Below are 12,045 nucleotides of genomic sequence, written 5' to 3'. Positions count from 1 at the left end.
TTATGTAATGTGTTCATCATCATTGTTGTCATGTTTTTATTGTTGATATTCATTTATTGAATCGCTGCAATGCGCGCTTCTAATGCATTTTTGTCAATATTTGAGCTGCCTGACTGTGCAAGCTGCAATGCTCGCTGATAATAAGGCAATGCTAATTTCGGCTTACCCATTTGATCCAAACTCACCGCTAAATTAAACGCATTATCGGCATTGGCATTTAATCCATAAGCATCAAAATAAGCTTGCTGCGCAGCAGGCCATTGATTTAAATCGGCATAAAAATGCCCCAACGCAGCGTGCAAATTCGCATCATCCGGTTGCTTTGCCAGCATACTTTTAATGCGGCTTTCATTACCGGCCACATCGTTCTGTGGTTGGCTATTCAGGATAAAAGCCGCTGCCAAAGCGTTTCTAGGCTCAACTTCCAATACTTTCGCATACCAACCATTGGCGTCAGCTACGCGACCTTGCCTTTGTGCAATCGCACCTAAACCAAGCAAGGCATCGACATTATGCAGATCGCGCTGCAAAACTTGCCTATAAAGCTTGCTGGCAACTGCATCATCACCTGCGTTATATGCATTAAAAGCATCCATCAAAACAGGGTTCACGCCAGCTTGCGGCCTGGTTTTAGATATTTGAATGGACGCACTTTTAGAAGCGATTTCTTCCACTTCAACCGTCTTCGAAATATTTCGTTTAGACTGACTTAATGGATTGCTGGGTGTTTTTTCAACCAGCATTTCATTTAGCACCGATTCATTTTCAGCTAAACTTTCATCCTTAAATACTGCTGATTTTGCGGCATTTTTAACAGATTTTTCAGCCCGTGCCGTATTTTCATTTGTTTCAGGCACTATCGGTGCAGCCAGCTTCTCAACTTCTACGGCAGGCTTATCAGGCAATACCTTAGTAGACTCTATAGGCTGGGTTGTTGCATTGTCTGTGAATGGTTCTGGCGACACTACCGGATGTTTTGCAATCGCAAAATCTGGTGCACGATCCATAAACAGATAAAAATAGGCAGCGATCGCCAGTAAAACACACAAGCCACCAGCCGCAATTAACGCCAATATCGTATTCCGGTTATTCGATTCAATACGTTTGGCTGAAAATACATTGGCAGCACTTTTTGCATTAGCCTTGCTGGTTGTAGAGGTTCGACTAGCTGTCGCTACGCCTTGCAGCTCGGCATTCGCCGCTGAAGTACCAGCAGGACTCTCTGCCTCAAAACGCTTAACTTTATTAGATATGGGCGACAGCTCCATTTCTAACGCATTTACTACGGCCAATTTTTCCGCTGCAGAATTTTGAACATCACTTTCTAAGGCAAGAGGTTTGCGTTTTACTGTGGAACCGGGGCTGGTTTCCAGCGATTTATCTGCCTGTGCCTGCTCGATTTTAGTCGCTTGGACTTGTGTCTCTTTCGCTTTAGCCTCTTGTGCTTTATCGAGCGCTTTAATCAGTAAACTCATTGATTAATCTACCTGCAAACATCCACAAATCAATTCGCTTCTTCCAGCACATTTTGCAATTGCTGTGCCGGCAGATATTGTTTATAGCTTTGCAACTCATCGCTTTCCAAACTGGCGTTAGAGATAACGGTCGGCCGCAAAAAAATCACCAATTCTGTTTTACGATTTAGATCGTCGCGACCTTTAAAAATATTGCCTACGCCAGGTACATCCATCAGACCAGGCACCCCGTCCGTATTACGTTGTATCTCATCTTGCATCAACCCCCCAAGTACCGCAGTATTTCCGCTACTTATTTGTAACATAGACTCCATTTCACGCACTTGTATCTCTGGAATTAAACTAACTATCTGTTCACCTTGTTTAACACCAGTCTGATATACCAACTGTGGGTTTGGGTCTTGCTTTCCAGGGCCAATAGTCCTTGATATGGTCGGTCTTACATTTATATTGACCATACTAGAGTCGCTGATTTGTGGTGTGACGCTCATCACCACACCAACAGGCACGGTATTAGGCGTTGTAGTGAATGATTGTAGGTTTGTGCCTGACACTCCACTGGCAGACTGTGAAATCTGTGCCTGTATTGTAAAGTAGACGATGTTATCCACCACCTTGAGTACTGCTGTCTGGTTGTTTAATACCATTAATTTAGGACTTGATAAAACCTTAGTATCCCCAAACTGCTTCAATAGTGTTACAGATGCCGCCAAATTACCAAGAGAACTCATTTGGTTAATATACCCAACCGCAATTCCAGCACCAGCAGTTGAACCAGGCCCTATACTTGGCCCTAACGCCTGGTTAAAGGTAAATCCGTCACTACTAGTTCCACGATTACCAAAACGACTCCAGTCAATTCCAGCTTGGTAACTATCATTTAAACGTACTTCAACAATGGTGGCCTCAATTAAGACCTGTTTTTTAGCGCTACCAATCACTTTATCAATAAACTCCTGCACTTTTTCATGCTGTTTATTGGTGGCTCTAACACTAATCACACCCGTTTCCGGGTTAGCAATTACGTTTGCAGCAAACAAAGTTTTATATTCTGAACGCTGCTGATTGCGTTCTTCTGTTGTCGCCCTGGCTGCTTCTGCCAAAGATGTTGCCGCAGGCGTTGTTGCCGCGCTGGGTTCTGGCACACTGCCAAAACGCGACACAATCACCTCTTTGTCCGTTTCTGCCAGCAGTTCCTTCAGGTTTTGTATTAACGACTCCCATAAATGGTTTTTAGAGGTGCTATCGACAGAAGTGCTTGAACTGTTTTTTGCACCGTTGCCAGAAGTACTGGTTGTTGTATTACTGCCATTTGCGCCAGTGCTAGCACTCTGGCCTGTGCTGGAAATTTCAGCCGCCGCGCCAATAAAGCCTTTGGTATCACGATTCATATTGACGTAATCCACTTTATAAATTCGTAAAACAGGCTGATCAGGAGAGATGTAGAGCACATTGCCATCCATTTTGTAAGTCAAATCGACTTGTTTCGCTAAGCGCTCTAAAATGGCTGGTAAGGTTTGATCCACCGCATTTAGGGTTACACGGCCTTGGATGGATGGATGGATATCAATATTCAGCTTGCTTTCACGCGCCAGCGCGAACAGGATTTCCTTCACTGGCACTTCATTCACCACAACGCTGTAGGTTTGTACTTTGGTCGTTTGTTTTGGTATTGGTAATTGCGGGCTATTGCGAACAAGTTTTGGTATTGGTGCAGTATTCACTACATTGTCAGGCGCATTTTGATTGGTATTTTGTGGCGTTAATCCGCCATCAATATGACCTTTGGATAGTGGTACTTTTGATTCATGCGCGCAGCCAACCACAACGAAACAAATGGCAAACAACAAGCCTGATTTCACTCGTTTAAATTTACTGTTTTGATTAAGCACGACGTGCTTGCTCCCTAATAATTGCGTACGCTATGTGTTATCGCATAAGTTGCGTTAAATTGCAATACTAAGTCATTGAATTTTTTGTAAATTTTAATTATTAAAGTCGCCAAACTATGGCGTTTGTTGTATTTCTTTCTGTATGCCTGCAATTGTACGTAATTGAGGGCGATTTTTTTGTATTTCCTCTGGCAGTTTTTTCAGTGCTTGCGAAGCCTCAAAACGGTTAGCAAAACTACCGTATAACACGCTTAAGAATGGCTGATTATTTACCTTGGTGCGATACACATAAATATTATCCAGCTCAATTTTCTGGCTTAAATTGATTAAATCCGCGGTTAATTGCGTTTCACTATTGGCGCCCATCAACTGAATGCTCACCGTAGTGGCGGGCTGATTAACCAGCCAGTTTGATGTGATATTTAATCGGCGGTTTAGAATGTCATTTTGTGCACTCACTGTTGAATCTAAAACTGCTGCGTTTGCAGGTGCTATCACAGCAGTTGCTGACACTTGTGGTTTTGTTACAGAGCTATTTGTTACAGAACTAGTAGCCGGATCTTGGGTTGAAGCTGGTGAGTTAACAATGTTTGCAGATTGCGACGCGGCTGATGATTGCTGCAATAGATGACTGACTAAATAGCCCAGAGCTAGCCCGACTAGCAATAACGCCGCCCACATCCATATTTGGGATTTTTTTGCCGTTAACTTGGACTGCTCCAAGCCAAACTCACTATCCTTAATGGCCGCACGCACTTGTTTTGGCGTAACTTGATACAGATTATCCGCAAACGTAGCCAGCAAAGCTTTGTCTGCCAGAATATTGACGCGCCTGACCAAGCCTTGCGCAGATGCTGCAATGGCATTAACTGCCGATTTTGTGAATAAATGCGGGCCAAAATAACCTGCGGCACGCAGTCTGAATATGAGGTACTCGCCGATTTCTTTAGGCTCTAGTGGTGCCAAATTAAAGCTATGCGTAATGCGCTCGCGCAATTGGCGAATCTGCGTTTGATTCAAGTTTTCATCTAGTTCCGGCTGGCCAAACAACACGATTTGCAGCAGTTTGTCATGCTTGGTTTCTAAATTTGAAAGCAGTCTAATTTCTTCCAAAGTCGCCAACGGCATACCTTGCGCTTCTTCCACAAAAATCACCACTTGTTTTCCGGCTGTATGACGTGCCAGCAAATGGCTTTGCAGAACCTGCATCACTTTTAAACGGTCTGCATTTTTGGGTAATTTTAATTGCAGCTCAAATGCAATGGCGTGCAAAATATCTTCTGGCGCCACACTGGGATTAGCCAGATAAATGCTCTCAATTTTCTCAGGCAGCATGGTTTGCAGCATGCGACACAACATGGTTTTGCCGCTACCGACTTCGCCCACAACTTTAACAATGCCTTCACCATTGATAATCGCATAAATCAAAGCATCTAGAACCGCACCACGCTTACCGCCAGTGTAGAAAACTTCGGTATTGGGGGTGATTTTAAATGGCGGTTCTTTTAAACCAAAATGGGCGTAATACATGGCTTCTTTAGAAAATTGACAAAATGCTTAGTTTGAGATGAAGTGCTAGGCGGATTGCGCGCAGAAAGCGAGATAGTACAAGTACGTACAGCGAGCTTTCGAGCACAGTCCAACAACGCAATTCGCTCAAAATAAGCATTTTAATCTCATTTTTCTTCTTGCAACTGAATGCGGCTATACAACGTCGTCCGATTAATGCCCAACATTTTAGCGGCCTGGCTTAAATTACCGTGTGTGATTTTCATTGCAGCTTCCACGTAGGCTTTTTCCCAGGATTTTAAAACCTGATCTAAATTAACGTTGGCTTCATTTTGCAAATGTTGCAGTGCATAGCCCGATAAATCGCCATTATTGCTAATGGTTGGCACGCCATCAATCTCGTTTTGACGAGACAAATCCAACTCAGCAGAAAGTTGTACCTCATTAACCGTTAATCCCGCATATTTTGCAATCAGGCGAATAATGATATTGCGTAATTCACGCACATTGCCAGGAAAGTGATAGCTTTGCCAGCGCACTTGCGCTTTTGCATCTAACTTAAACGATTGCTGTCCTGTTTCGCGCGCATAAAAATCATTAAAATGTTGCAATAGAATCAAGCTATCCTCAGCCAGATCGCGCAACGGCGGGACTTTAACCGCAAACACACTTAAGCGATGATATAAATCAGACCTGAAATTACCCGCACGTACTTCTGCGCGGAGGTCTCGGTTAGTAGCCGCCACCACGCGCGCTTTACTTTTGCGCACCTGTGTTTCACCCACGCGCGTATATTCGCCATTCTCTAGCACACGCAGCAGTTTTGCCTGCATTTCCAGCGGCAATTCGCCAATTTCATCTAGGAAAAGCGTGCCTTCATTCACATCTTCAAAGTAGCCAGCATTGGCATTTGCTGCACCCGTAAACGCGCCTTTGGCATGCCCAAATAAAATAGATTCTGCCAACATGGGCGAAATAGCGGCGCAATTAATGGATAAATATGGTTGTTTTACACGTTTACTAAAGCGATGAAAGTTGCTTGCGACGCGCTCTTTACCAGAGCCTGATTCACCTTCAATCAATACCGGGAAAGGCGAATCGGCAAACTGGCGAATCTGCGTGATTAATGTTTGCATAGGTAAGCTTTCACCTATCATGCCACCATTTTTGTCTTCTGCTTGTTTGGTTTGCGCTTGCTCAGTCAACTCAACGCTTTGCACTTTTAATGAGTTTAAAAGTAGCTCTTTTAGTTTATCTACGTCACATGGCTTAGGAATAAAATCCAGCGCGCCTAAAGCTAGCGCGTGTTTCACGTTCACATCATCACTTTGGCCAGAAAGCACATGGATTTTCATGCTGGGTGAATGCGCTAGCAACTCACCAATCATCTTAAAACCTTCATCTGGTTTGTGTTGTGATGGTGGCAAGCCTAAATCGACCAAGGCCAAAGCAGGCGGCTCATCGAGTTGCCTAAGCAAACTTTTAGCTTGCGCGCGCGAATCTGCCACGCATACTTCAAAGTGTTTGCTTAATACAAAGTGCAGAGTATCGGTAATGAGGGGATCATCATCGATAATCATGAGCACAGGACGAAGCTCAGCCATTAATTTATCCTTATAATTGAAACGTTTAGTGATTTTTTATTAAGGATACTATAACCGTTAAAAAGCTGGTTATCAATGTCAGTGTGCCTTAAGCTCAATTAAGTGCAACAAATGCACTTAATTGAGCACCTAGGACATACGCTGGCGTATGAACAGACTATTAACGCGCAGAATATCGGCTTAATTTAAGTCTGTCGACGTGCTAATGCATTCGGAATGAAAGTAGCGACAATCAATAATGCCACCAGTAACAAATATATCCAACGAATTGAATAGGCAGTTACAAAACTCGCCGCAGGTTTTTGTTGTTGTACGAATTGATAAAATTCTGGCGTATTTTTTCCCTCCACGTATTGCGCCTTGATTTCTGTAGCCAACTCTTCAAGATGCTCAGCCTCAAGCTTGGATAAATATTGATCATATTCCGCAGAAGCGACTACAGGATCCGGATCATCTAAACTCGTATCAGTGTAGTTAACACCGCCGCCAGCGGTATTATTTTCCCCAGAAGGCCAGAACCCTATCCATTTATTCGCTGAATTAAAGCGCGGCACAGCCACATGTTTATCACCACCAACACCAACAAATACGGTATGTTTACCAATCTGCACGCCATCTAAATTTTGCCGAATGGTGACGTTTAACTTTGGCGCTTCGTCACCATCGGTAAAAAGTAATAACTTTGCTGGCACGTTAAGTGAGTCAAACAAATGCGCAGCAGCACGCACGCCAACAGTCAACCGGCTATCGCCTTTCCAGGCCATACGCCATTCGATATGCGCTATCGTATCGTTGATCACATCATAGTTTGCACACACTTCTAAAGGCGTGATGAGCAATGCGACATTGTCAGAGGCAAAAACGCCCACGCTGATATATGTACCACAGGGTGAAGTTTCCACAATTTTTGTCATGAGATGACGCGTGTAAGCCATGCGACTGACATTTTTATTGTTCAACTGAACATCTTCCGCATTCATACTTTGCGAAACATCAGCTATCAGCAAATAGTTATGCACTTCTTGCTTCAGCTGTATTTCTGGCTTAATTAAAGCAAGCAGCAATAGAATTGCCGCGATAACATAAAAAGCCGTTTCATAATTTTCCTTCAATATCATCAACAGCTTATTCATGGCAATCCTATTGGCAAGTTGCTTAATTCCATCGTCGATTGTTCTTTTGCCGGGATTTTTGTATTTTGTGCCAGCATTGAATGCAACAGGCTTAAATTAAATTTAGCTGCGCCCAATGTAGGCTCAAGACGCAATGATTGCTCATAGGCCATTTTGGCTTGCGAGTAAGCATATCGCGCTTCATCTTGAAACGAACCATCATCATTCACCCGTCGCACCAAACCCGAGATAAACAAATTATTGGCCACATTGAATTGAATCTTTGCCTGCTCACTTTTTGCAGGGTTGGTTTCCAGCAATTGCCCATACGTTTGCACCGCATGCTTGTAGCCTTGCTTAGCGCCCTGATCATAAGCCGCTGCAAATTTTTGCTGATATGGAAAATCGTTATCGGCTATTTGCTGATTGGCTAAAATTGCCTGATTCACCTTACCAATTTTTCCACATTGGTAAGCTTCATAAGCCGTGCCAAAAGCTCCCACTGTTAATAAAAAACCAAACAAAAGATTACTGCTTTTTATGCGCCTTGCCATGAATGCACCCTTAAATTCTTAATCACTAATATGAATAGACTCAGCACGAATGCCAGCATGATTAAATCCTTAGAATAATCATGTCCAGGAATGGTAATCGCGTACTGAATAGAATTTTTCTCTTTAGCATCAATATATTGCAATGCAGCCTGCAATGTGGTCGGATCTTCCGCCTCAAACGCTTTATATTTGATTTTGAGACCGCTAAAATATTTGTCTAAATCAATGCCCGGAACTTCCCCTTCTCTAAACTTCTGTTTAGTGAAAATGCTCACTTCATCTGGCTCATGCAACACAATCCAATATAGATTCAATTTCTTTTCGGTCAATTGCTCGGCAATTTTTTGCTTAACACGTGGGCTCAACTTGCCTGCACCATCGGACAATAAAATGATGGCTCTGGAACCAGAACTTTGAATCTGATCGAACATGGCAATACCCGCTGTTACGCCTGCACCAATATTCGTTTGATTAAGCGCAGAACCGGTAGAGGCATTAATCCCCGCCAGAATCGCATTGCGATTGGTGGTAATTTTAGTGCTGTATAACGCCGAGTTTGTAAAAGCCACCACGCCCATCATGTCGTCTGGTCGCGACTGAATAAACTCCGTAATAAGTCGTCTTGCTGCGGCCGACTTAATTTCTGCCGCCACGCCACTTGTAGACTGTCCCGCAAAGGGTTTATCCATACTCACGCTGCGGTCTATCACCAATACAGTTTGCGCACCTTTACCCACTTTTTGCACCTGTTTATCAGCACTACGCGGTGATGCGAGTGCCAAGAAAATACTCAGTAACAACAAGCTGATAATTGCCTTAATTAGCGTGTTAACTATGTCGGAAAATCGATCTTGCGGAGCGATTTCCAACCATGAATAGAGTTGTCCTTGATGGCTTTTAAGCCAGAATGGAACCAGCGCTAACGGTAGTAATATTAGAAACCAAGGTTGTAGCAAAACCATTAAACACCTCGCTCACAATCACGCAGATGACGACTTAACACAATCAAATGCGTCATTGATTTACCACTATTCTGATTTTCATCGCTAAACAATGATTGGTTTGAGCGTTCAAAAAAAGCTTCTATTTCTGCTTTAAATTTGACAAACGCAGGGTGTGCTATTAAAAAACCATCCAGTTGGTTTACAAATAAATTACCGCCATTGACTTGGTTAAAAGCATGGTGCACATAAGTCAGCGCTTGTTTTTCGCCAGCCGGATTGTGCGGTAGTTTTTTCAATTTGCGATGCGCTGTTGCAAATGCGCCGTTCATAAATGGTAACCAGCGTTTATCTGCATTGATATAGACCAATCCAATCAACCCTGCCAGCAACATCGCCAACGATATCCATAAACGCTGATGATGGCCGCTCACATCTATTAGCGTAGGTTTAAATTGAGGCTGCATATTCTCTTTTGCATTGGTAATGCCTTTAGGTACAAGCGGTGAAAACCAAAATTTCCATGCAGGTAAATTGACTGATAAGGCTTGCTGTCCACCTGTAAGCGCCAGTTTTTCTGCAGGTAGTTGCATCACAGCTGGCACAAATTGCGCAGCAAATACCTGGTAGCGCATATCAACAATATAACGAGTCACTTGCTTGCTCGTGGATGTCGTTACTTGAATCTCTCGCAACTCAATACCGTTTTGACTAGAGCCCTTCATCGGCAGGGTTTCTGTCGATAACTGATAGGGCGATTCAACTTCCAGCTCAATCTGGCGCGTTAATATAGCGCCCACTTGAATATTGTTGCTGTGTGTTGGGTTGCTGATTTTTATAATTTTGGCTGCGGTTATTTCTGTATCCTGTGCGATTGCAGTCAGCACAAAAGCCAGCAAGCCAAAGGACATAATCCATTGCATCATTAATTTTTTCATCATTTTTTAAATAAACTCACTTAAATGCCTGCTAGCTAAACTGCTCAAAATAGCGCGATATGGTTTCAGCGTTATAGGTATCGCGGATATAAATGGCTTGACAGTCAAACCTAGCAAACAAAGCCTCCAATGCCTGCTTGCGCTCAACAAACGCCTGTTCAAACTGCACACGCACCGCTTCCCTAAAGAAGATGCTGCGGCTTAAGCCGGTTTCCGGATCAATCATGTTGCCGAAACCAAATTTGGGCAGCTTTTTATATTCGTGTTCATCCCATAAGACTATCGGCACAATCTGATGCGCTGACATAGCATTAAAGGCCTGTTCGATCAGATGTATCGGCATATGGAAATCCGATATCCAGAACACCAGACCTTTGTGCTGGCTCAGGTACTGCGGCACTTCCAGGATGCCTTCAGCACTGATGCGTAACTTTTGGTAGTTGGTGAGTTGCTCGATCAGCTCAAAGGATTGGTGGACGTGATGACTTAACGGTAAGGTGAGCTCTTCTATCACTTGTTCGTTATAGGCAATAAAGCTGAATAGGTCACTCATCTCAAAGGCGGAGTAGGCAATGGAGGCTGCGATTTCTTTGGCAATATCCAGTTTTCTGGTTCTGCCCTTGAACTGCATGGAACTGGAACAATCGCATACGGCAAAAATCGGTGTGGTGTTGTCTTGGTTGAACAGCTTTACCTGTATTTGTTCATATGGGTCGCGCAAGGTCTGGCGCAAATCGATGCGCCGCACATCCGGATGGTCTACCAGCGACAGGTTGCCTCTGTACTCAAACCCCAGGCCGCGTTGCGATCCGCGGTGGTCGCCGGAATGCACGCTGCTGGACTTCCAGGGGATCTGGTAGGTAAATGGTTTTGCGTAGGCCGGAATCATGCGGCTTTAGCGAGTGCTGGCACTGCAACAGTATTCAGGATTTGTGTCGTGAACTCACGTGCCAGTTGTGTTCTGCGGTTTTCATACATGGCGTTAAATACCAGGCGATGTGCGATCAGCTCATGGAACACGGCGTGAATGTCTTCTGGGTACAGACTATCGCGGTTTTGCAGCCATGCATTGACGCGGGCCGCTTTCAGCAGCATGCCCATGCCTCTTGGGCTGGCACCGGTGTGAATCAGTCTGTTCACATCGACGCTGTCCATTTTGATGCCATATTTTTCTGGGGATTGAGTGGATTCCCATAAGTCCAGTGCGTAGTCTTCCATGGTGCTGCTGGCTTTGATATGGCTTTGCAGAATGTCAGAGAAGTTATTCAGTTGATCAAACTGCAAGACATTGGATTCCACTTGTTTGGTCAGGTTTTCTGCATGCTGGAACTTGAGGTTGAACATGAGGGATTTTCTGAGTTCGCGATCGGCTGGGATATCAATGGGGATTTCCATCATAAAGCGGTCACGTGCAGCAGAAGGGATTTCAAAAGTTTCGTTTTTTTCGACCTGGTTACGGTCGGCAAATACCACCATGTGCGGTAAACGATACTCCCTTTTAAAGGCGCTGATATGGCGTTCTGCCATGACACGGAGCATCAAGGCATGCACTTGTGGTCTGGCACGGTTGATTTCATTAAAGAAGAAAACGGATAGATTCTCACCGGCGCGTAGTAGCGGGCCTTCGTCGATCTTGGGGCGGCCGTCTTCACCTAAGTAGGTGTGATAGATCAGGTCGTTCGGCATCAGGTCTACCGTGCCTTCGATACGTTCGTAAGCACCACCGATACAGCGGGCGATGGATTGCAGCAAGGTGGTCTTGCCAACCCCGACGCCACCTTCCAGCAATACGTGGCCACGCGCAAAGATGGCAGTGTTCATGAGGCGAATGGCTTTGTCCTGGCCGACGATGACTTTCTTGACTTCACTCTCTAACTTCAACGCGTGACTGCGCCAGTCTGTGAGTTGATGATCTAATGGTGGTGACATAGAACTCCTTCCGTTACTCAAATTGCTCTGGTTAATTGCACTACCAGAGGACTCAATCAAGTTCATTAAATAAAATTAGCAAGCCTTGTTG

10 protein-coding genes are annotated in these 12,045 nt (G+C 44.3%); all 10 read right to left on the bottom strand.

The annotated features are described in order from the left end of the window. Nucleotides 1-53: 53 nt before the first annotated feature. The 10 genes from K370_RS08105 to K370_RS08060 all read right to left on the bottom strand — a co-directional run bounded on the left by K370_RS08105 (nucleotide 54) and on the right by K370_RS08060 (nucleotide 11,954). Nucleotides 54-1,475 carry a hypothetical protein gene (locus K370_RS08105; RefSeq protein WP_088177656.1) on the bottom strand — a complete coding sequence of 474 codons (1,422 nt, stop codon included), beginning with the start codon at nucleotides 1,473-1,475 and terminating at the stop codon, nucleotides 54-56. A 29-nt stretch (nucleotides 1,476-1,504) separates the two neighbouring features. Further along, nucleotides 1,505-3,367 (bottom strand): pilus (MSHA type) biogenesis protein MshL, encoded by a 1,863-nt coding sequence (mshL, locus tag K370_RS08100; protein WP_419177395.1) that lies wholly within the window; start codon nucleotides 3,365-3,367, stop codon nucleotides 1,505-1,507. Nucleotides 3,368-3,481: 114 nt separating this feature from the next. Then, complete coding sequence (locus K370_RS08095) at nucleotides 3,482-4,897, bottom strand: AAA family ATPase (protein WP_047540657.1); 1,416 nt, start codon at nucleotides 4,895-4,897, stop codon at nucleotides 3,482-3,484. A 146-nt stretch (nucleotides 4,898-5,043) separates the two neighbouring features. Continuing rightward, the gene (locus K370_RS08090) at nucleotides 5,044-6,480 is read right to left on the bottom strand and encodes a sigma-54-dependent transcriptional regulator (RefSeq protein ID WP_047540654.1); all 1,437 of its coding nucleotides are present in this window, start codon (nucleotides 6,478-6,480) and stop codon (nucleotides 5,044-5,046) included. 185 nt (nucleotides 6,481-6,665) lie between these two features. Continuing rightward, nucleotides 6,666-7,613, bottom strand: a complete 948-nt coding sequence (locus K370_RS08085) for a vWA domain-containing protein (protein ID WP_047540651.1) — start codon at nucleotides 7,611-7,613, stop codon at nucleotides 6,666-6,668. Next, nucleotides 7,610-8,146 (bottom strand): hypothetical protein, encoded by a 537-nt coding sequence (locus K370_RS08080; RefSeq protein ID WP_047540649.1) that lies wholly within the window; start codon nucleotides 8,144-8,146, stop codon nucleotides 7,610-7,612. The genes K370_RS08085 and K370_RS08080 overlap by 4 nt, the downstream gene beginning before the upstream one ends. Next, complete coding sequence (locus tag K370_RS08075; RefSeq protein ID WP_047540646.1) at nucleotides 8,131-9,108, bottom strand: vWA domain-containing protein; 978 nt, start codon at nucleotides 9,106-9,108, stop codon at nucleotides 8,131-8,133. Before K370_RS08075 ends, K370_RS08080 begins: the two co-directional genes overlap by 16 nt. After that, a complete protein-coding gene (locus K370_RS08070; protein WP_235272721.1) occupies nucleotides 9,108-10,028 on the bottom strand; it encodes a nonribosomal peptide synthetase MxaA in 921 nt (306 codons plus the stop codon). The genes K370_RS08075 and K370_RS08070 overlap by 1 nt, the downstream gene beginning before the upstream one ends. 28 nt (nucleotides 10,029-10,056) lie before the next feature. Next, a complete protein-coding gene (locus K370_RS08065) occupies nucleotides 10,057-10,914 on the bottom strand; it encodes a DUF58 domain-containing protein (protein WP_047540640.1) in 858 nt (285 codons plus the stop codon). Then, a complete protein-coding gene (locus K370_RS08060) occupies nucleotides 10,911-11,954 on the bottom strand; it encodes an AAA family ATPase (RefSeq protein WP_047540638.1) in 1,044 nt (347 codons plus the stop codon). Before K370_RS08060 ends, K370_RS08065 begins: the two co-directional genes overlap by 4 nt. Nucleotides 11,955-12,045 lie beyond the last annotated feature (91 nt).

It is taken from the genome of Methylotenera versatilis 7 (assembly GCF_000799165.1).
GTDB lineage: Bacteria > Pseudomonadota > Gammaproteobacteria > Burkholderiales > Methylophilaceae > Methylotenera_A > Methylotenera_A versatilis_A.
Note: the sequence above shows the minus strand (reverse complement) of the source record. Positions and strands in the feature narration are given on the sequence as shown.

Coding starts and splice junctions, on each gene's coding strand:
- K370_RS08070 (WP_235272721.1), bottom strand. CDS start 10,028: ATGATGAAAAAATTAATGATGCAATGGATTATGTCCTTTGGCTTGCTG.
- K370_RS08065 (WP_047540640.1), bottom strand. CDS start 10,914: ATGATTCCGGCCTACGCAAAACCATTTACCTACCAGATCCCCTGGAAG.
- K370_RS08085 (WP_047540651.1), bottom strand. CDS start 7,613: ATGAATAAGCTGTTGATGATATTGAAGGAAAATTATGAAACGGCTTTT.
- K370_RS08105 (WP_088177656.1), bottom strand. CDS start 1,475: ATGAGTTTACTGATTAAAGCGCTCGATAAAGCACAAGAGGCTAAAGCG.
- K370_RS08060 (WP_047540638.1), bottom strand. CDS start 11,954: ATGTCACCACCATTAGATCATCAACTCACAGACTGGCGCAGTCACGCG.
- K370_RS08075 (WP_047540646.1), bottom strand. CDS start 9,108: ATGGTTTTGCTACAACCTTGGTTTCTAATATTACTACCGTTAGCGCTG.
- K370_RS08090 (WP_047540654.1), bottom strand. CDS start 6,480: ATGGCTGAGCTTCGTCCTGTGCTCATGATTATCGATGATGATCCCCTC.
- K370_RS08095 (WP_047540657.1), bottom strand. CDS start 4,897: ATGTATTACGCCCATTTTGGTTTAAAAGAACCGCCATTTAAAATCACC.
- K370_RS08080 (WP_047540649.1), bottom strand. CDS start 8,146: ATGGCAAGGCGCATAAAAAGCAGTAATCTTTTGTTTGGTTTTTTATTA.